Origin of the sequence: Bacillus sp. LLTC93, assembly GCF_002993125.1 — a bacterium.
In the GTDB taxonomy this organism is placed as follows: domain Bacteria; phylum Bacillota; class Bacilli; order Bacillales; family Bacillaceae; genus Bacillus; species Bacillus zhangzhouensis.
Genome location: NZ_PVME01000012.1, coordinates 1 through 20,074 on the forward strand (window position 1 = coordinate 1; position 20,074 = coordinate 20,074).

Here is a 20,074-nt window from a genome sequence, read left to right on the forward strand (position 1 = left end):
CCCGTCCGCCGCTAACATCCGGGAGCAAGCTCCCTTCTGTCCGCTCGACTTGCATGTATTAGGCACGCCGCCAGCGTTCGTCCTGAGCCAGGATCAAACTCTCCGAAAAAGAACAAAACCGAAGTTTTGTTTTTCGCCAGTTTGACTGACTACCTATGATGTTTCATAGGATTTTTTTATAAAAACTCGAATTAACAGGTACGTTTTGTCTTGTTTAGTTTTCAAAGATCATGTTCGTTATCGCTTGTAAGCGACTTTAATATCTTAACATTTCGTGTCGGTTAAAGTCAAGAACTTTTTTCAATTTCTTTTTTTAACCCCGCTGCTGTTTTGCGGCAACGAATAATAATATACCACCTTGAAATCCTTCTTGCAATAGCTTTTTTAAAAAAAGTTTTATTTTATGAAAAATAAAAAGCGCCATTCATAAAACGGCGCTTTTATTGTTATATTAACGATTTCTCATTTGTGGGAAAAGCAGTACATCTCTGATTGATGGAGAATTTGTTAATAGCATGATCAATCGGTCGATACCGATTCCTAGTCCACCTGTTGGCGGCATTCCATATTCTAATGCTTCAACAAAATCGTCATCCATTAGATGCGCTTCGTCATTTCCTTCTTCACGTTCTTTTAACTGAGCTTCGAAGCGTTCTCTTTGATCGATTGGATCGTTCAGCTCTGTGAATGCATTTGCGTGCTCACGGCGTACGATAAATAGCTCAAAGCGATCTGTGAAGCGAGGGTCTTCTGGGTTTTTCTTAGCTAATGGAGAAATCTCCACTGGATGTCCGTAAATAAAGGTAGGCTGAACCAATGTTTCTTCTACTTTTTGCTCGAAGAACTCATTGATAATATGACCCACTGTCATGTTTTTCGCAATTTCAATACCGTGATCAGCAGCATGCTGTTTCGCTTCCTCTACAGACATCTCCTGCCAGAAGTCTACACCTGTGGCTTCTTTGACCGCTTCAACCATGTGCAATCTCTTCCATTCAGGTTTTAGATCAATTTCATCTTCTCCATATTGAATCGTTGTTGTTCCTAGTACCTCTTGGGCAATATGAGCAATCAGATTTTCAGTCAGGTTCATAATGTCTTTGTAGTCTGCGTATGCTTCGTATAGCTCGATCATTGTGAACTCTGGGTTATGACGAGTAGATACACCTTCGTTACGGAATACGCGGCCGATCTCGTATACTTTCTCTAGACCACCGACAATGAGACGTTTTAAGTGCAGCTCGATCGCAATACGCATATAAAGCGGCATATCAAGTGCATTGTGATGAGTAATGAAAGGACGAGCTGATGCACCACCAGGGATGCTATGCATTGTTGGTGTTTCAACTTCTAAGTATCCCTTAGAATCTAAGTATCTTCTCATTGATTGAATGATTTTGCTTCGCATGATGAACGTCTGCTTACTTTCTGGATTTACAATCAGGTCAAGGTAGCGCTGACGATAGCGTTGTTCCACATCTTTTAGTCCGTGATATTTATCAGGAAGCGGGCGAAGTGCTTTTGTAAGAACCTCAAAGCCTGTCGCTTTAATTGAAAGTTCTCCCACATTCGTTTTAAATACTGTTCCTATCACACCAATGATGTCACCTAGATCTGAGCTTTTGAATAATTCGTAAGCTTCTTCTCCTACACTATCTTTACGAACATAGATTTGAATTTGTCCTTCTAAATCTTGAATGTGCGCAAAGCCAGCTTTTCCTTTTCCACGCTTTGTCATCATACGGCCAGCGATTGTCACTTGGGCATCTTTTTCTTCTAAGTCTTCTTTTGAAAACTCGTCATATTCTGCAATAATTTGTGCAGATTGATGAGTTCGGTCATATCGTTCACCGAATGGATCGATACCCTCTTCTCTCATTTTGTTCATTTTGTCGCGTCTGACTTGGAATTGGTCATTTAATTCTTCGTTATTAAGCCCTTCATTACTCATTTATATCACTCCAATAATGTATTTTGCAGAGAAAAGCAGAAAAACTGCCAGTACATGCACTAGCAGTGAGCTACAAAAAGAAAGATAGTCTTATCCTACTTTTATACTTTGAAGCTCTTTTGCCTCGGCTTCGATCGTAAAGTCATCAAGAACTTGTACGAGCCCGGCTCTCGTTTCACTTTGATTGATTCGGTTTCTAACGTCTGCGTTGCCTCGGACACCTTTTAAATACCATGCGGCATGCTTTCTCATTTCTCTGACAGCCACGTGTTCGCCTTTCAGGTCAATGAGTCTGTCTAAGTGAAGTTTGCACACAGTCATTTTTTCACGCACGTTTGGTTCTTCTTTCAGTTCTCCCGTTTCTAAATAATGAACCGTACGATAAATCATCCACGGGTTACCTAGTGCTGCTCTTCCGATCATTACAGCATCCACACCGGTTTCATCAAGCATACGTTTTGCATCTTGAGGGGTTTTGACATCGCCATTTCCGATGACAGGAATGGAAACAGATTGTTTTACCTCTTTAATGATATCCCAATTCGCTGTTCCTTCGTACATCTGCACACGGGTCCGGCCGTGAAGTGCAACTGCTTGTCCACCTGCTCGTTCAACAGCACGGGCATTTTCAATAGCGAAGATATGGTCTTCGTCCCAGCCCATTCTCATTTTTACCGTAACAGGTTTATCTACAGCTTCTACAACAGCGGAGACCATTTCATAGATTTTGTTTGGATCAAGCAGCCATTTCGCTCCTGCATCACATTTTGTAATCTTCGGTACAGGACAGCCCATGTTGATATCAATAATATCCGCCGTTGTATGCTGATCTACAAACTTTGCCGCTTCTACGAGTGTGTCCTTTTCTCCTCCAAATATCTGAAGACTCAAAGGCTTTTCCCGTTCATCAATGTATAGCATTCCCATCGTTCTCGCATTATTGATGAGGATCGCTTTGTCACTGACCATTTCAGCGCAGACTAAGCCCGCTCCAAACTCCTTGACTGTGAGTCTGAAGGCAGAGTTACATACACCGGCCATTGGTGCGAGCACCACTTTGTTTTTAATCTCGATATCTCCGATTTTAAACATCTTTCCCCCTCCTTTCTTCCTCGAGTATTGGTGAAAGTTCTTCCACCGTTATATTTAAAGCATCTGCTATTTGACCAACCATTTGGTTTGTTGGTAATCGATTGCCTCGCTCAATTTCTCCTAAGACAGAGACAGAGATGCCCAGTCTTTTGGCTAACCCTTCCTGAGTATACCCTTTTAGCTTTCGGTATGCACGAATTCTTCTACCCCACATGTCTTTTTCCATATGCTAACACCTTCTTGGTCTGTTACGGCATTTATTTGTACTTCGCCGATTTCTGGGCAAATCTCACTCATCGGAACAAGAACGAATAAACGTTCGTACATTCTAGGATGCGGCACTACAAGTTGTTCTGTTTCAATATTTTCACGATTATAAAGTAAAATGTCAAGGTCAGCCGTTCGCGGACCCCATCTCACTTCTCTTGTTCTGCCTAACTCTTGTTCGATTTTCTGAGTAAGTGCGAGCAGTTCCTCTGGACGGAGCGAGGTGGAAATCTTCACGGCCATATTCAAAAAGTCATCTTGGTTCTCGTACCCTACGGGTGTTGTTTCATATATAGATGAGATTGACTCCACTTGAACATCTGGGTGTTCGTGCAGTTTTTTGACTGCTTCTTTTAAATAGGTTTCCTTTTTACCTATGTTTGAACCTAAAGCGATATATGCTGTATTGTTCATGTGCGTGATCTCGTCATTTCAATTGCAACGGACTGATAGTGTCCTGGAATTGGCGGGTCTGGCTTGATCACCTTCACTGTACATTCCTGAACTGTCGGAAAGTCCTTTAACACTTGGTTTGCAATTCTTTCTGTCAGCGTTTCAACAAGGTTAACCGGCTCCCCTTCTACAATGCTTTTGCAGATTTGGTAGAGCTCTGCGTAATTGATGGTCTCGTTTAGGTCGTCTGTTTGTCCTGCTTTGCTTAAATCAAGTGAAGCTGTTAAGTCCACACGGAATCGCTGTCCTAATTTATTCTCTTCTGCAAATACTCCGTGATAGCCGTAAAATTCCATTCCGTTTACATATACTTTATCGATGATAAGCGCCTCCCTTATTCAGCATGGCATCCATCATTTTTGCCATTCTTGCTATTTCTTTTACATCATGCACACGGACCATCGCACTACCCTTTTGAATCCCTAGGCAAACCGTGGCACCCGTTCCTTCTGTACGTTCTTCAGGTGGCAGATCTAAGACAGCGCCGATGAATCTTTTTCGAGATGTAGCAAGAAGCAGCGGATAGCCGAGGCGGCAAAAATGTTCAAGTTCATTCATCACCATCAGGTTGTCTGTTTTATTTTTTGCAAATCCTACACCTGGATCTAATACAATCATGTCATCACGGACACCCGCTTGTTTGACAATTTGAACACTTTCTTTCAAATCAGCAATCATATCTGGAATCAGATGTGTGTAGTTTCGCTCTGGTCGATTGTGCATTAAGATGATTGGCACATCGTGCTTCGCTGCTACATGTGCCATTTGAGGATCGGCTTTTGCTCCCCATACATCATTAATGATGGAGGCTCCAGCTTTTACCGCCTCGTCTGCGACATGGGCTTTATACGTATCAATGGAAATAGGCACATCCAATTCTTTTGTGATCTTCTCAATCACAGGGATCACTCTTGAAAGTTCCTCTTGCTCTGAGACAAGTGCCGCTCCCGGACGAGTCGATTCTCCGCCAATGTCGATGATATGCGCACCGTCTTCCATCAGCTGCGCTGCATGAGCCAGCGCTTTATCCATTTGATTAAACTTTCCTCCATCTGAAAAAGAGTCAGGTGTGACATTTAAAATGCCCATGACCAATGTCTTTTCTTCATAACTAAGGGTGTGGCGCTTGGCTTGTATGATTTTAGGCTGTTTTATCACTTGTTGTGTCACTGTGTCCACCTACTCTTTATGTTCTAGACGTTCCTTTGTATATTGCGTTCTCAACTTTGTTGAGATCGTTCGGTTATTTTTGGGCAAGGCGATTTCTCCTATACGCCTGAAAGGCACAATCCCCTGTACAGAATTGGTCATCCATGCCTCATCAGCTGAGAGCAGATGTGAGACTGGGTATCGTCCTTCTATCAGCGAGACCCCCAGAGCGCAAAGCGTTTCTATACAATATCGACGGGTTATCCCATTTAAAATACCTGTATCAAGTGACGGTGTATAGATCATATCTTCTTTTCGCCAAAATACATTCGAGGTAATTCCTTCTGCCACATCATCTTCTTTTGTTAAAAAGATGCCTTCTATCGATGGGTCGTTCCCTACTTCTCTTTTAGCCAGCAGGTTGTTCATATAATGATGAGACTTGAGCCGTCTCGGACCTTCTGGTGTGTTTCTCCTCGTATGAAGAATGACTCCCTGCTTTTCATCTAATAGAGACTCAGGCCGGAATGGAGAGATCATCACAAAAATGATCGGCTCTTCATAAGGGTCTGCAGAAAATCCATTGCCTCTGCCCGCAGAGACATTGAAGCGAATCCTCGCATGACCATCGGTTATATGGTTTTGATTCAGTAAGGTATGAATGATGTCGAGTACAAATGGTTTCTCTATTGTGGATTCGATGCAAAGGTCACGTAACGATTGATTGAGCCTTTCAAGATGCCAATCTAACAGGAAGACTTGTCCTGCCAGGCTGGTAAATGTTTCGAATACACCGATGCCATATAGAAAACCATGATCAAAAGGAGAAAGAGTCGCGTCTTTCTCCTCTATATACTGACCGTTCAGATAAATGATCATGCGTTTACTTCATGCCCCTTTGTACGATAGGTTTCAATGAAATTCTTGAGCATTTCTTTTCCGAAGGAAGTCATAATCGATTCAGGATGGAACTGAACACTTTCAATTGGCAGTTCTTTATGGCGAATGGCCATGAGCTCGCCTTCCTTAGTGCTAGCTGTTGCCACAAAGCACTCCGGCAGCGTCTCGTTTTTGACAATTAATGAATGATACCTCGTTGCGACGAGCGGATTTTGGAGTCCAGTGAAGACACCTTTGCCGTCATGTTCGATCTCTGACGTTTTACCATGCATTAACCGCTCTGCGCGAATCACATCTCCACCAAAGACTTGTGCGATGGATTGATGACCTAAACACACACCGAAGATCGGTATTTTTCCGGCAAAATGCTTGATCGCCTCCATACTAATTCCCGCTTCATCAGGACTGCATGGTCCTGGAGAAATCATCAGAAAGTCTGGCTTGAGTTCCTCGATTTCTTGAATGGTTACTTGGTCATTCCGTTTCACAATTAATTCTTCTCCAAGCTCACCTAAATACTGGACCAGGTTGTACGTAAATGAATCATAATTATCAATCATTAATATCATACTCTGCTCACCTCTAACTCAAAATAGTCTCTTCTTCGCTCAGCTGTAATGCTTTTTTTACTGCATAGGCTTTTTTAATCGATTCTTTGTATTCGTGCTTTGGTACAGAATCGATGACGATCCCAGCACCTGATTGCATAAAGGCTTTGCCTTCTGTACAGTACGCTGTACGAATGACGATATTAAAGTGCATATCTTGATTGAATCCAAACCAGCCTATAGATCCAGTATAAAGCCCACGTCTTGTTGGCTCAAGTTCTTCTATGATTTCCATCGTTCTCACTTTTGGAGCACCTGTGATCGTTCCACCCGGGAATACAGCATGCATGACATCTACTGCATCACATTCAGCACGCAGCTCTCCTTGTACATTGGATACAATGTGCATCACGTGTGAATATTTCTCAATCGCCATAAATTCGTTCACTCTTACTGAGCCATAAGTGGACACGCGTCCAAGGTCATTCCGCTCAAGATCCACGAGCATCACATGCTCCGCGCGTTCTTTTTCATTTTCAATGAGCTCTTTTGCCAGCGCTTGATCCTCAGCGTCGTCCTTGCCTCGTGACCTTGTGCCAGCAATCGGTCTTGTTTCTAGTTGAGTGCCTTTTTTCTTAATAAGCAGCTCAGGAGACCCACAAACAATCTGGAAATCTGGCGTGTGCAGATAAGACATATAAGGAGATGGGTTCACTTGACGTAATGTTTTGTAAAAATCATATGGGTGAGTCTGAAGCTGTTCATCTTGTCTGATGGATAGGTTCACTTGGAACACATCCCCGTTTGCGATATATTGCTTAATTTTCTCTACTGCTTCCGCAAAGGTTTCTTCAGTAAAAGGCGCAGCTGGCACAAATTCTGAAGAAGATACGCTGACAGGTGAGTGTGTTGATTCTTCTGAAAAGCTTGTCCAGCTTAGCTTCAATTCCTCCAACCTTTGATGAGCTTCATTCACAGGTTCCTCTCCCTCTGTGTGGGTGATGAGCCATAGCATATTTTCTTCATGATCAAAGACCGCGACATCATTAAACACGAGGAAATACAGGTCAGGCGTCTTGAGATCATCGATTGACAGCATTTTAAAATGCTCGATATATCTCGCATAGTCATAGCTTAAAAACCCAATCGCTCCGCCTTGAAAATCAGGGTACTCCTCGTTCGTTTCGGTTTGGAGTGTTTGAAACCAATCAGCAAACGCTCTGAATGGATCGCCTTCTTTGAACAAAACCTCATCTTGATAATGGATGGTTGTCATCCCGTCTTTCCCTTTCGCTTTAGCGATCGGGTGAATTCCAGCAATGCTATATGTTCCGCCGCGTGCACTTTCAAGAAGGACATGGTGAGTTTCACGTGCAGCTAGTTGTTCGTATCTTTTTAAGAATGCATCTTTCGTAAAAGGAATTTTGATGCCAATCGGCCTTCGTTGTGTCATGTTATCATCCTTTTTCATTTTCATTAATCTTATTGTAATGCAATCCATTTTATTTAGAAAATAGTATTTGCTTTCCATCTTCAGAATTCATGAAAAAACCCCAGCAAATGCTGGGGCTTATGGTTTAATCGAACTGATAAAGAGGTGTACTGAGGTAACGCTCACCATTACTTGGGATGATCGCTAACACTTTCTTCCCTTTACCAAGCTTCTTCGCTGTTTGAAGAGCTGCGTAAATGGCTGCTCCTGAAGAAATACCACCAAGGATACCTTCCTCTTTTGCCGCCTTTCTTGCAAGCTCAAATGCATCTTCGTTTTTCACTTGGATAATGCCATCATATACTTCCGTATTCAAGATGGATGGGACAAACCCTGCTCCAATTCCTTGAATTTTATGCGGACCTGGCTTTCCTCCTGATAATACTGGAGAATCTGTTGGCTCTACCGCATACAGCTGAATAGTTGGGATGGCTTCTTTTAGGACTTCACCAGCCCCTGTAATCGTACCGCCCGTACCAACACCTGCAATAAACGCATCAAGCTCGCCATCAAACTGTTCAAGAATTTCTTTCCCAGTTGTACGGCGGTGAATCTCCGCATTGGCTTCGTTGTTAAATTGCTGAGGCATGAAGTAACCATGCTCTTCTGCCAATTCTTCTGCTTTTTTGATGGCGCCTTTCATTCCTTCTGCACCTGGTGTTAAGACAAGCTCTGCACCATAAGCGCGTAAAAGGTTGCGGCGTTCCTGACTCATTGTGTCCGGCATAACCAAAATGGCGTTGATTCCTTTAGCTGCCGCTACCATCGCAAGGCCGATTCCTGTGTTTCCGCTTGTTGGTTCAATAAGTGTGTCGCCAGCTTTTAATGTACCTTTCGCTTCAGCATCTTCGATCATTGCTAACGCAATACGATCTTTCACACTGCTGCCTGGGTTCATATATTCAAGTTTCAAGTAGACATCCGCACTGTCTTCTTCTACTAAACGGTTTAATTTAACGACTGGTGTATTTCCTATTAGTTCAAAAACTGAATTTGCAATACGAGCCATCACTAACACCTCTATCTCCGAGTAATTTTATTGTATTAATATTAAATTATCAATTTCAAAAAATTTTGTCAATGCTTTTAGTCCTGCTCTCCATCGTAAAACCATGTGACTTTTGCTTCTTTCCACAGGGTTTTGACATTCGCCTTTTCACCTAGATCTTCCATTGCGATCTGTCTTTTGATCTGATCTTTGACTTCTTCGTAAGAGAAGGAGCGGCCATTTAATTTTTCTTTTAATTGGATGATGGCATACCCGTTTTTAGTCTCAATCGGCTCTTTCGTCCATTCATCTGGTTGAAGCTTTTGAGCTTCTTGTATGTATAAGGCTGGGATACTCTCTTGCTCTTCTGTCACAAAACCAAGATCTCCGCCGTATGGTGAGGTGTAGCGGTCGATGGAGCGTTCAGCTGCCACGGCTTCGAAGCTAGATCCGCCTTTTAAATCTTTCAACACGTTTTCAGCCTCGTCCTTTGTCTTCACGACAATATGACGAATACGGTATGAATCATCATATTGATATAAGTCCTTGTTTTTTTCATAAAAGGCTTTGGCTTCTTTTTCAGAAACAACGGCATCTCTTGTTAAGAGCTGTTCTAATAAAATTTGATAACGAATCTGCTCTTTCCATTCCTTTTCACTTGTATGACCATCTTCGTAGAAATTATTAGAAACCGCTTTAATCATCAGTAATTCACGATTGATCTCTTTTGAAGACACCTCTAGCTTGTTTTCCTTCGCAAGCTGATTGACTACCTTCTGATTGATCATTTGTTCAAGTGTTGCCTTTCCGTAGCGGTCTTCCATCTTCTTTAACCATTCTTGACGCGTAACCTTCTCTTTTCCAATGGACGCAATGTCTTCACTGTTCTTCCCGTTTGAGGAAGCCTGCGACATTTGCGATTTTGTTAGTACATATGCAATAACAACAGCATTGATCATGAGCAAAACGAGGATAAATGTCCATACCACTCTTGCTTTTAGTCTCATCTTTCGTCTCCTTTCCATGCTAAAAAGAAAACCCGCTGCTGAGAGCTTAGCGGGTTATTTCTTCACGTAGCTCTTCTAGCTCTTCTTTTGTAAATACATACGTTTCGTTACAAAAATGGCATTGAGCTTCTGCTTGTCCGTCTTGTTCGATCATATCTTCAATTTCGGCTGTTCCTAGGCTGATAATGCCATTAGCAAACCGTTCTTTTGAGCAGTTACAAGAGAATTCGACAGGTACAGTTTCTAAAATTTGAGGTTTTTCACCGAGAACTTCTTCTAAAATTTCTTCTGGTGTCATTCCTTTTTCAATGAGTTTAGATATCGGTTCAATAGTTGATAAACGTTTTTCTAGTCTTTCAATGACTGCATCTTCTGTTCCAGGCAGCAATTGAATGATAAAACCACCTGCCGCAAGGATAGAGTTGTCTGGATTTACAAGGACACCTACGCCTACAGAGGAAGGTACTTGCTCAGAAGAGACGAGATAATACGTGAAGTCATCTCCAATTTCCCCTGAGACGATTTCTGTTTGTCCTGTAAAGTGATCTTTCAGCCCAATATCTTTCACAACACTTAATGTTCCTGTTGTTCCAACTGCACGTCTGACATCCAGCTTGCCATGTTCATTTAAGTCAAAGTGAACTTGTGGGTTCGATACATATCCGCGAACGTGACCTTTTGCATTTCCATCAGCGATGATGGCTCCGATTGGTCCACCGCCTTCAATTTTGACAGTTAACTTATTCTCGCCTTTGAGCATAGCTCCCATCATGACTGTAGCCGTCATGGTTCTCCCAATCGCTGCAGAGGCAGTTGGCCACGTATGGTGTCTTCTTTGTGCTTCGTTGATTGTATCTGTTGTGTTTGCAGCATATGCGCGGACTTTACCGTCATATGCTAACGCTTTAACTAAGTAATCCATTTGATTTAAACCTCCTATAGTACACCGACACGATTACGTTCATAAATTAATTGGAGTCCTTTTAATGTTAAGAACGGATCGACAATATCAATACAATCTGATTCATTTCCAATCAATGTAGACAAGCCGCCTGTTGCAATGACTTTCGGTGTTTGTTTGGCTTGCTGCTTCATCCGTTTCACTATTCCCTCGACTTGTCCAACATATCCATAAAGGATACCTGATTGCATCGCACTGATGGTGTTTTTTCCAACGATGTGATCCGGGCGGACGATTTCAATTCTCGGCAGCTTAGCCGCTCTTGTATATAAGGCCTCCGTTGAGATGGTAATACCCGGTGCAATGGCTCCACCCATGTATTGTTTTTGTTCATTGATATAGCAGTAGGTTGTCGCTGTTCCAAAGTCTACCACAATGAGAGGCGCCCCATATAGGTGAATGGCCGCCACCGCATTGACAATTCGATCAGCGCCGACTTCCTTTGGATTGTCGCACTTAATGTTTAGTCCGGTCTTCATCCCAGGCCCTACAATTTGGGGTGTAATGTGAAAGTACTTTTCGCACATTCTTTCAAGTGCAAACATCATTGGCGGAACCACAGAGGAGATGATAATACCTTCTATTTGGTCAAACATTAGCCCTACATAGTCAAATAAAGACCGGATGGACATGCCAAATTCATCTTCTGTTTTATGACGGCTTGTTTCAATTCGCCAATGGTAATTTAGATCGCCATTATGATAAACACCTAAAACGGTATTTGTGTTTCCTACATCTATCACGAGTAACAACTTCATCACCACTTTGAATAGTTTCTCAAAAAGATCATTTTTCGACTTTCTATCATACCATACACGAATCGAGTTCCATTTGTAAACAATTCGAAACCGATCCATTCATGAATCGAAATAAAAAAAGCTGCCGGTGATCCCGGCAGCTTTCACAGAAGGAGATTAGATCTCCTCATCTTCTTTTTTCTTGATGTTCACTTTCACATCATCGTTTTTCTCTTCGTCATCCGCGTATATACGCTCTGGAAGCTTTCCAGTTTCGTAAAGAGATTTAATTTGCTCAGCATCTAATGTTTCAACTTCTAGAAGGGCTTGTGCGATAATTTCTAGCTTATCTTTGTTCTCAGTGAGAATTTGTTTCGCACGTTCGTAGCTGTCCTTGATGAAACGCTGAATTTCTTGATCAATCTCGTAAGCAATGGCTTCACTATAATTCGGCTCGTTGTTAAAATCACGACCAAGGAACACTTGACCACCTTGTGCTTGACCGAACTGAAGCGGACCAAGCTTATCAGACATACCGAACTCAGTAACCATTTTTCTTGCAATGCCTGTTGCACGTTGGAAGTCGTTGTGAGCGCCTGTGCTTACTTCACCAAACGTAATTTCCTCTGCAACACGACCGCCGAGTAAGCCGACAATTTTATCAAGAAGCTCTGGCTTCGTTTGGAAATAACGATCCTCTCTTGGAAGCATGACCGCATATCCGCCTGCCTGACCACGAGGAACGATTGTTACTTTATGCACCATATCCGCTTCATCTAGGATAAGTCCAATCACAGTATGACCTGCTTCATGGTAAGCCACGATATTACGTTCTTTCTTCGAAATGACGCGGCTTTTCTTCGCCGGTCCAGCGATAACACGGTCAGTCGCTTCGTCGATATCACGCATATCGATTTTCTTTTTGTTATGACGAGCAGCAACTAGAGCTGCTTCGTTTAGTAAGTTCTCAAGATCTGCTCCAGAGAACCCTGGTGTTCTGCTTGCAATGGCTTTCAAGTTGACTGTATCATCAAGCGGTTTGTTTTTCGCATGAACCTTCAGTACTTCTTCACGGCCAATGACATCTGGGCGATCCACCGTAATTTGACGGTCAAAACGTCCCGGACGCAGCAATGCAGGGTCTAAAATATCTGCACGGTTCGTCGCAGCGATGATAATAATTCCTTCGTTGGCACTAAAACCATCCATTTCAACAAGAAGCTGGTTAAGCGTTTGTTCGCGCTCATCATGACCGCCGCCAAGACCTGCTCCACGCTGACGACCAACTGCATCAATCTCATCAATAAAGATTAAGCAAGGTGCATTCTTTTTCGCATTTTCGAACAAATCACGTACACGTGATGCACCGACACCGACGAACATCTCGACGAAGTCAGAACCACTAATGCTGAAGAAAGGAACGCCTGCTTCTCCTGCAGATGCTCTCGCAAGCAATGTTTTACCTGTACCTGGAGGTCCTACTAGTAAAACCCCTTTAGGGATTCTTGCGCCAAGCTCCGCAAATTTACGCGGATCCTTCAGGAATTCTACCACTTCTACAAGCTCTTGCTTTTCTTCATCCGCACCGGCAACATCTTTAAATTTCACACGCTTCTTCTCTTCTGTGTAAAGCTTTGCCTTACTTTTACCAAAGTTCATGACTCGGCTTCCGCCGCCCTGAGCTTGGTTCAATAAGAAGAAGAACAGAATAAAGATGATGATAAACGGAATGATGGTTGTCAGAACTTGCAACCATCCATTTGTCTCAGGTGCTGGTTCTACTTTTACATCTGTATTCTTCAGTGCACTGTAAATTTGGTCAACACCTTGACCATCTGGAACATGGGTAATGAAGTATTCATCTTTCTTCGCGCCATCTAATTGACCACGAATTTCATAAACCCCTCTTACAGGCTGGATGGAGATACTCTCCACTTTTCCCGCACTTAGATTTTGCGAAAATTTGCTGTAAGACATGTTCTCAGGCTTTTGATTGGGGGATCCTAACCAACTAACAACCCCTATTACAAGTAATAAAATAAGTATATAAAAAATCGTATTACGAAAAACCCGATTCATTCCTTACCTCCTCCCACAGTAAGCACAACTATGTTCAATAGTATCATAGAAAATCATTCCAATACAACCAATAACCTCATGTATACGTATGCTCATTAGCCTTCGTAAACAGATGGTTTTAACACTCCAATATACGGGAGGTTTCGGTAACGTTCAGCGAAATCCAATCCATAGCCGACAACAAATGCATCTGGCACTTCAAATCCAACATAATCTGCTTTGATGTCTGCTTTGCGACCGCTCGGTTTATCAAGCAATGTCACAATTTTAATGGAGTTTGCTTTACGGTATCGGAAAAGCTCTACCAGATAACTCAAAGTTAACCCACTGTCGATGATATCTTCCATAATTAGAATATCTCTTCCTTCAACAGAAGTATCTAGATCCTTAATGATCTTCACTTCTCCAGAAGATACGGTAGACTTGCCATAGCTAGATACATCCATAAAATCAAGCTCTAAATATGTATCAATGTGTTTGATCAGGTCTGCCATGAATGGAAGAGCCCCTTTCAAAACACCAATAGCCAGGGGAAATTTACCATCATAATCGCTGGTTAATGTTGCACCCAGTTCCTTCACTTTTTGCTGGATCTCTTCTTCTGAGATCAAAATCTTTTCAATATCTTGTTTCATGCTTTTGCTTGCCCCCTACAAATTTTCGTGCTGTCTATATTGTAATACAATGAGATCGCTGTTTGTCATATCAATTTCTTCAAAAACAGATTTTTTCAGACCTGGGATCCAGAGGATTTGATGATCCGAGTCAGTGACGATCGGCCAGCTGTCTCTTTCTGCAAGAGGCACTTTTTTATCAATAAATATATCCTTCACCTTTTTTGATCCATTCATCCCTTTAAGTTTAATTCGATCACCATTTTTTCGTGAGCGAATGATCAAAGGGAGACGAACATGATCTTTTTGAAGCAAGAAAAAATGGTTTCCGTTCCGTGCATCCTTCGGAACATGATTTGATACCACAATAGACTGTCCATTCGGGAGAAAAAGCTCCTCTCCCAGCTCAACCTTTAAGTGATGAGCATAGGACTGATCTAATCCGAGCGATCGTTCAAAGGTAAACATACAGTGATCATAAGACTTGACAGCTTGTAAACCCTTTGGCAAATCTAATGATCCAGATGGTTGTTCCGTATGAGATAACCAGTCCAAAGTCCCTAGAATATGCTGATTTGAAAACGCTGATCGAGTGTTTTCATAAAGATAGTTTAATATTAGTTGAATGCCTCTTCTTTGTAAAGGCAAAGGCAGGTCAAGCAAAGGCTTCGTTTTGATCTCGATTTTCTTAGGCGTGTGACTGATCATCACTTGGTTCATTTGTTCCTTTGTTAATGCCTGCAAGTATTGCTCATCCTCAGTCAGCATCTCACTTACAAACTGAAAGCTTTCATGTACATGAGGCGCCTCTTCTTTTAACACGGGAAGAATGTGTCTTCTTACCCGGTTTCTCAAGTAGTCATCTGTGTGATTGCTTTGATCAATGACATAGGGAACATGTTCTTTTTCACAGGCTTTTAGCACGTCGTCCTTTGAATATGCAATCAGCGGACGAATCAGCCACCCTTCTTGAAAAGGGCGTTTTGCTTGAATACCTGCGAGTCCTATTCCTACAGTCCCTCTCGCCAGCCTCATCATCATTGTTTCTACTTGGTCGTCTCCATGATGTGCAAGCGCTATAAATTGAGCGTTATACCGCTCCATCAATTGACGAAAGAAAGCATATCTGCACTCTCTTGCAGCTGCCTGTTTGTTTAAGCGATTTTCTTTTGCATATTGGGTCACCTGTATACGGGCCGATTCAAAAGGAATTTCTTGCTCCTTGCAGTAAGCCTCAACAAATGCCAAATCAGCAAAGGATTCTTCTCCTCTGAACATGTGATCTACATGGGCTGCAATCAGCTGAAAGGAACCTTTTCGACGCTTGTTTAGTTCATGCAGTAAGAGCATGGAATCCGGTCCGCCGGAAACCCCGACAATGACTGTCGTATTTTCAAGGAAAACATCATGTTTTTTCAAAAAAGATTCAATTCTATTCACAACTTCCTCCTCACAAAGAGCAGGTAATTTAAAGATATACATATCCTATCACTTTCAGTAGCTCCAAGCAAAGAAGAAGCCTGCTTTTTTACAGCTCTACAACAGGAATAAAACCACATATGCACAGTAAAGAGCGAGTACACTGCACAAGATGAGAATGGTTTCAAAAAGCCCGCCTGCTTTTTTACGTACTGACGTTCTTTTCCCCGCAGCAACTCGCGATCGTGACATTACCTGTTGATTTTGACTAACAGCAGGCTTTGGCCTGTTTTTTTGTGCTTGTTTCCTTTGAGGTGTTTTTCTTGAAGCATGCAGTTGTCCTTCTTTCAGCAGGGCACTTTTCATATCTCCTGCTGATTGGTACTTACCTTGAAGGGCTGCCTTCAACACCCGCTCATATCGCTTTAATAAAGGATGACCTTCAATCGCTCGATAAAGCTGCTTGTCTGGTTCTACCCCTTTTTTGAATTCTTTTTTATACGCACAGTTCACCATGACCATACTTAAAGCAAATAGATCATAAGATGGTTCTGCCTTTCTTGTACCAAATCCCCAGTAGCCTCGATCAAAAAACTCGGTATACTCCTTGATTGCCCTACCTGCCTTCGTCGTTCCTCCAACATCGATACATCGAATAGTGGCTGGAGGACCCGAAATGATGAGATTATCCGGCTTCAAGTCCCCAAATATCCAGCCTTCCTTATGTAAATGAGCCAAGTTAGACAAAAGCTGAATCATTAAGACGACGATCCACTCATCACCTTTTTGCTTAACGAACTCGAGCAGCAGCGGGCCTCTGACATACTCCATCACATAAAATGAACGCTTTTGAGACATGCCAGGATAAATAGCATCATCCATATCATAAAAAGAAGGCCCCATGGTTTTCACAGGAGCCTTTGAAAAGGATTTTAATACATTGACTTCAGATGCAATGAGCATACTGTCATCACTCACTTTAAGGGCCACTTGCCCGTTTGGCGATTCGGCCAAATAGACAACGCCGTTCGCCCCTTTTCCCAGCTCTTTTACAATGCGGTAATGATGGTGGTGCCATTTCCCTTTAATCACCGTGCCTAGCGGGATGTTAGAAGCCGAATTCATCATCATGCTCTTCCTTTGCTTCAAGCAGCCCTTTACGTGAACGAACTGATTTAAAATGCTGGAGTGCTTCTCGGAGTGCTGGTCCAGTCGGAGTAATTCCTCCAGTGGTCAGCTTTGGGAAAATAGATGATAACGAATCGAATCGAGGCGTCCAATTCAACACAATTTCTGCATCCGAGTTTTTCCCGGGAAATACACACATCCCAAACTGATTTTCGCCAATTCTTGAATTTAAACTAATGGAGAGATCGATGAGTGCTTCTTTGACAGTCGGTAGCTTCGGTTTCATGCTTGCACTTGTATCAACAAGTACTAGCACTTGAAGGTGAACAGTCTCCCCTAACTCATCGACAACTTCCATCACTTCTCCGCGCTTATCAGGCGGAAGCTCTTCAATTTCTGTATCTTTGCCGAGTATTTGCTGCAATTCTTTATTTACGACACCTTGCAATGTTTGTGTCATCGCCTTTTTTGTGACCATTTGTACCGTTTGAGACAATTGCTGTACGTAGACAACCTGATGGATGCCTCCGCCTGCGAGAGCAATCCCCTCTACTTCTTTCATCGCTTCATGATCGTGTCTGTTTTCTTCCATAATGCCAATGACATTGACTGTAATCCCTTGTTCCTTTGCCAATGAGGCAATCGCAAGTGGATCTTCCCCGTGATTTGAGCAGCCATCTGTAATCAATAAGATTTGGTTTACATGACCTTTTCGCATCTTCATTCCTCCTGGGATTGTAACTGAATGCTTATACCCCCCATCATCGCCAGAAGAAATTCATATTATACGATATTTTAAGAAATCTCTTGTTTCTCAAGATAGAATGTACCAGTCGGAATGGATGCCCATTTTGGCGTGTTGTGGTCGAGCCTAATGACGACAACCGTCATATCGTCGTCAATTTGACCCGATCTTGTTCGAATGACCTCTTCCATTAATAAATCAGCAATCTCTTGCGGATCTTCTGTTTTAAAGCTTTTCATTTTCCGTTTCACCCATAAATCATGATTTTCGATATGCTTTGGTCCCTCAAAAATGCCATCGCTCATCATAATGAGCAGATCTCCTGCCTTCATCTGTTCGCTCACAACTTCCACTTCGAACTCATCAATAATCCCAATCGGCAAGTTGCTAGCTTGTACCTTCATCACCTGATCACCCCGTTTAATAAAACTAGGGGTTGAACCAATCTTTAGGAACTTACAGCTTGCATCCTGTAAATCAATGATTGATAAATCTAATGTTGAGTAGATTTCATCAGTCGTCCGTAAAGATAAAATACTATTAATGGTCTTGATTGCCACTTTTTCATTGATACCAGACGCCAATATTTTTTCTAACAGCTTAATCGTTTCATTGCTTTCAAAATGAGCCCTTGCTCCATTTCCCATCCCATCACTAATTGCTGCGGCATATTTACCCGCACCCAGCTCCATCATGCTGTAGCTGTCTCCAGATACTAAGCCTCCGCCTTTCGCTGCATGCGCTACGCCTGTAGTTACTCGATACGATTTTGCAGAACCAAATACAACATGACAATAGCCTGTTGGATGCTCTGCGCACTGCTCTGCTTTTACTAAAATCTGTTCTTCTAAAATATCTGAGAGCATTGGAGCAATGATTTTTTCACATTCCCCATGACCTTGGCAATAGGGAATTCTCATTTCTATGTCGACATTCCCCTGCTCCAAGCTATAGATTTCTACTTGCTGAATTTCAATTCCAAAGTGCTGAAGCGCTTCTATCATCTGCTCTTCCTGAATAAAATGCTGTTCTCTTTCTCGTTTTATTTCCCGGGAAAAATCCTCCATCACTTGTGAGACGCCCATCAGCTGTTCTGCCACAAGGCGCCTGCTGTCTTGGACCTTTTTCTTAAGGGTCTGATTTGCTTTGTAGTAAGCAATCTCCTCTTCGATCAATTCCTCGACATGTTTTGATTTTGAGCAGTGCTGGCTAAATTTCTTTTTTAATTTCCGGTTATGCTCATACGTTTTTTCATCCGATTCATGCATAACTTGTTTCATCAGTTCATAGGTTGTATCAAAGTTCTGCACCCAGCATTTATTTTTCTTATAGCACGTTTGACAGGATCGTTCTGTGATCGTACTTAAAAAAAGATCTACATCCTCTTCCTGCTTCTTCTCTTCAGGAATGGAATCGTAAAATGTCGCAAAACTCTCAGACAGCGCATGAAATACATTAGAGAATTGATCTACTTTTTTTGCTGTCACATCTCGTACTTTCCGGGCATATTGCTGTTGTTCCTGTACATGCTCTGCCGTACCAGGGATATATTTTGCCACCTTAGAGGTCACTGAATGTGGTGTGAGCAAAAACAGTGCAACAGCAATGAATGATTCATATAGCGTGGTCATGAGACCTGCTGATCCTTCCCCGTACAATGAAATGAGTAAGGAACCCACAATTAAGCCGATGGCTGCTCCTGCTTTCTTCCCCTCTTTTAACAACCCACCCAATAAGCCTGAAAAGGCAAGAAGACTCATCTGATAAAGATTACCGATGTTGGCGAGACCGAGAATTAAGCCTGTCACGACACCCACCGTACAACCAATACTGGCTCCGCCAATAAAGGCAAATGTAAGCACTACATAACGTGACAAAATATGCTCTGCTTGCATCCCTTGGAAGGTAATGCCCGCTAAGCCTGTTAAAACTGACGCAATTAAAATCATAAAACAAATGATTTCTTCGACCTTTAAGGAGTGTTTGATTTTCCTGACTGTAAAAATCGGTAAGCTTTGAAGAAAAATCAATGTCAATATGAAGGCAAGTCCTGCTTCAACGCCTGCCATGACGTAATCGTAGCTTTGCACAGCGCCTTGCTCTAGGTAAACAAAAGCTCCTCGGGTAATCAACATGGAAAGAACAATCACAACCGGCAATGTTTTCACTGGATCTTTGATGATGAAAGAAACAACTTTTGACACGAGGAGAAACATGATCAATGACGCAAAGACAAATAATGCGTTTTGAGGTGATATGGTCATCGCCCCAGCGAGTAAAGCAAGACAAGCAAGCATCGCCTTATCTCTTTTAATGAGCAGCATGGAACCAAAGAAAGGCAAAGCAAACGGCATAATTTCAGATAAAATAAAGGCTCGTCCTAATAAAAAACCGAGAACAACATAAATAAACCCTTTATAGAAAAAAAGAGAATGCGTATGATGAAGAAACAGGTTTTTCATCTTTTTCAAACCTGCACTGATTCTTTCAAACCCCACTCCTGTTAAATCAGTTCTTCTTTCTAGTTTTTCCATCTTCTCATCC

General features: G+C 42.2%; 18 protein-coding genes, 1 rRNA gene and 1 pseudogene. All 20 read right to left on the reverse strand.

The genetic code is table 11. The features are described 5' to 3' along the window. Positions 1 to 109: ribosomal RNA gene (locus C6W18_RS19145) — 16S ribosomal RNA — on the reverse strand; the annotation flags it as partial. 342 nt (positions 110 to 451) lie between these two features. Further along, positions 452 to 1,951, reverse strand: a complete 1,500-nt coding sequence (gene lysS, locus C6W18_RS19150) for a lysine--tRNA ligase (protein ID WP_034325043.1) — start codon at positions 1,949 to 1,951, stop codon at positions 452 to 454. A gap of 90 nt (positions 1,952 to 2,041) precedes the next feature. Beyond that, a complete protein-coding gene (gene dusB, locus C6W18_RS19155) occupies positions 2,042 to 3,043 on the reverse strand; it encodes a tRNA dihydrouridine synthase DusB (RefSeq protein WP_105928567.1) in 1,002 nt (333 codons plus the stop codon). Next, entirely contained in the window at positions 3,036 to 3,269 is a 234-nt protein-coding gene (locus tag C6W18_RS19160; protein ID WP_105928568.1) for a helix-turn-helix domain-containing protein, read from the reverse strand. Before C6W18_RS19160 ends, dusB begins: the two co-directional genes overlap by 8 nt. Further along, positions 3,221 to 3,724, reverse strand: coding sequence for a 2-amino-4-hydroxy-6-hydroxymethyldihydropteridine diphosphokinase (gene folK, locus C6W18_RS19165; protein ID WP_034325047.1), 504 nt, complete (start codon positions 3,722 to 3,724; stop codon positions 3,221 to 3,223). The genes C6W18_RS19160 and folK overlap by 49 nt, the downstream gene beginning before the upstream one ends. Continuing rightward, on the reverse strand, positions 3,721 to 4,083 hold the full coding sequence (gene folB, locus C6W18_RS19170) for a dihydroneopterin aldolase (RefSeq protein ID WP_024425659.1): 363 nt from the start codon (positions 4,081 to 4,083) through the stop codon (positions 3,721 to 3,723). Before folB ends, folK begins: the two co-directional genes overlap by 4 nt. Next, entirely contained in the window at positions 4,076 to 4,933 is an 858-nt protein-coding gene (folP, locus tag C6W18_RS19175) for a dihydropteroate synthase (protein WP_034325049.1), read from the reverse strand. Before folP ends, folB begins: the two co-directional genes overlap by 8 nt. A 9-nt stretch (positions 4,934 to 4,942) precedes the next feature. Beyond that, a complete protein-coding gene (gene pabC / locus C6W18_RS19180; RefSeq protein WP_105928569.1) occupies positions 4,943 to 5,791 on the reverse strand; it encodes an aminodeoxychorismate lyase in 849 nt (282 codons plus the stop codon). Next, positions 5,788 to 6,381, reverse strand: coding sequence for an aminodeoxychorismate/anthranilate synthase component II (pabA, locus tag C6W18_RS19185; RefSeq protein ID WP_034325051.1), 594 nt, complete (start codon positions 6,379 to 6,381; stop codon positions 5,788 to 5,790). The genes pabC and pabA overlap by 4 nt, the downstream gene beginning before the upstream one ends. A 13-nt stretch (positions 6,382 to 6,394) precedes the next feature. Beyond that, positions 6,395 to 7,813: an anthranilate synthase component I family protein gene (locus C6W18_RS19190; RefSeq protein ID WP_105928570.1), complete on the reverse strand. Its 1,419-nt coding sequence runs from the start codon at positions 7,811 to 7,813 to the stop codon at positions 6,395 to 6,397. A gap of 124 nt (positions 7,814 to 7,937) precedes the next feature. Further along, complete coding sequence (gene cysK, locus C6W18_RS19195; RefSeq protein WP_034325054.1) at positions 7,938 to 8,861, reverse strand: cysteine synthase A; 924 nt, start codon at positions 8,859 to 8,861, stop codon at positions 7,938 to 7,940. Between the two features lie 77 nt (positions 8,862 to 8,938). Beyond that, positions 8,939 to 9,847 carry a peptidyl-prolyl cis-trans isomerase gene (locus C6W18_RS19200; protein WP_034325055.1) on the reverse strand — a complete coding sequence of 303 codons (909 nt, stop codon included), beginning with the start codon at positions 9,845 to 9,847 and terminating at the stop codon, positions 8,939 to 8,941. Positions 9,848 to 9,893: 46 nt separating this feature from the next. Then, on the reverse strand, positions 9,894 to 10,769 hold the full coding sequence (gene hslO, locus C6W18_RS19205) for an Hsp33 family molecular chaperone HslO (protein ID WP_034325056.1): 876 nt from the start codon (positions 10,767 to 10,769) through the stop codon (positions 9,894 to 9,896). Between the two features lie 14 nt (positions 10,770 to 10,783). Continuing rightward, on the reverse strand, positions 10,784 to 11,560 hold the full coding sequence (locus tag C6W18_RS19210; protein WP_105928571.1) for a type III pantothenate kinase: 777 nt from the start codon (positions 11,558 to 11,560) through the stop codon (positions 10,784 to 10,786). Between the two features lie 162 nt (positions 11,561 to 11,722). After that, entirely contained in the window at positions 11,723 to 13,624 is a 1,902-nt protein-coding gene (gene ftsH / locus C6W18_RS19215; RefSeq protein WP_034325059.1) for an ATP-dependent zinc metalloprotease FtsH, read from the reverse strand. A 95-nt stretch (positions 13,625 to 13,719) separates the two neighbouring features. Then, positions 13,720 to 14,259: a hypoxanthine phosphoribosyltransferase gene (gene hpt, locus C6W18_RS19220; protein ID WP_008357399.1), complete on the reverse strand. Its 540-nt coding sequence runs from the start codon at positions 14,257 to 14,259 to the stop codon at positions 13,720 to 13,722. Continuing rightward, positions 14,256 to 15,678, reverse strand: a pseudogene (gene tilS / locus C6W18_RS19225) (tRNA lysidine(34) synthetase TilS). Before tilS ends, hpt begins: the two are co-directional and overlap by 4 nt. Positions 15,679 to 15,774: 96 nt before the next feature. After that, positions 15,775 to 16,782 carry a protein kinase domain-containing protein gene (locus tag C6W18_RS19230; RefSeq protein WP_105928590.1) on the reverse strand — a complete coding sequence of 336 codons (1,008 nt, stop codon included), beginning with the start codon at positions 16,780 to 16,782 and terminating at the stop codon, positions 15,775 to 15,777. Further along, positions 16,766 to 17,503 (reverse strand): vWA domain-containing protein, encoded by a 738-nt coding sequence (locus tag C6W18_RS19235; protein ID WP_034325063.1) that lies wholly within the window; start codon positions 17,501 to 17,503, stop codon positions 16,766 to 16,768. The genes C6W18_RS19230 and C6W18_RS19235 overlap by 17 nt, the downstream gene beginning before the upstream one ends. A 77-nt stretch (positions 17,504 to 17,580) precedes the next feature. Further along, positions 17,581 to 20,064: a stage II sporulation protein E gene (gene spoIIE, locus C6W18_RS19240; RefSeq protein WP_105928573.1), complete on the reverse strand. Its 2,484-nt coding sequence runs from the start codon at positions 20,062 to 20,064 to the stop codon at positions 17,581 to 17,583. Positions 20,065 to 20,074 lie beyond the last annotated feature (10 nt).

Bases quoted from the DNA above. Each gene is read 5' to 3' on its own strand.
- ftsH (WP_034325059.1), bottom strand. From the start codon at position 13,624: ATGAATCGGGTTTTTCGTAATACGATTTTTTATATACTTATTTTATTA.
- folK (WP_034325047.1), bottom strand. From the start codon at position 3,724: ATGAACAATACAGCATATATCGCTTTAGGTTCAAACATAGGTAAAAAG.
- lysS (WP_034325043.1), bottom strand. From the start codon at position 1,951: ATGAGTAATGAAGGGCTTAATAACGAAGAATTAAATGACCAATTCCAA.
- C6W18_RS19200 (WP_034325055.1), bottom strand. From the start codon at position 9,847: ATGAGACTAAAAGCAAGAGTGGTATGGACATTTATCCTCGTTTTGCTC.
- C6W18_RS19235 (WP_034325063.1), bottom strand. From the start codon at position 17,503: ATGCGAAAAGGTCATGTAAACCAAATCTTATTGATTACAGATGGCTGC.
- dusB (WP_105928567.1), bottom strand. From the start codon at position 3,043: ATGTTTAAAATCGGAGATATCGAGATTAAAAACAAAGTGGTGCTCGCA.
- pabC (WP_105928569.1), bottom strand. From the start codon at position 5,791: ATGATCATTTATCTGAACGGTCAGTATATAGAGGAGAAAGACGCGACT.
- hpt (WP_008357399.1), bottom strand. From the start codon at position 14,259: ATGAAACAAGATATTGAAAAGATTTTGATCTCAGAAGAAGAGATCCAG.
- hslO (WP_034325056.1), bottom strand. From the start codon at position 10,769: ATGGATTACTTAGTTAAAGCGTTAGCATATGACGGTAAAGTCCGCGCA.
- pabA (WP_034325051.1), bottom strand. From the start codon at position 6,381: ATGATATTAATGATTGATAATTATGATTCATTTACGTACAACCTGGTC.
- cysK (WP_034325054.1), bottom strand. From the start codon at position 8,861: ATGGCTCGTATTGCAAATTCAGTTTTTGAACTAATAGGAAATACACCA.
- C6W18_RS19230 (WP_105928590.1), bottom strand. From the start codon at position 16,782: ATGAATTCGGCTTCTAACATCCCGCTAGGCACGGTGATTAAAGGGAAA.
- C6W18_RS19160 (WP_105928568.1), bottom strand. From the start codon at position 3,269: ATGGAAAAAGACATGTGGGGTAGAAGAATTCGTGCATACCGAAAGCTA.
- spoIIE (WP_105928573.1), bottom strand. From the start codon at position 20,064: ATGGAAAAACTAGAAAGAAGAACTGATTTAACAGGAGTGGGGTTTGAA.
- C6W18_RS19190 (WP_105928570.1), bottom strand. From the start codon at position 7,813: ATGACACAACGAAGGCCGATTGGCATCAAAATTCCTTTTACGAAAGAT.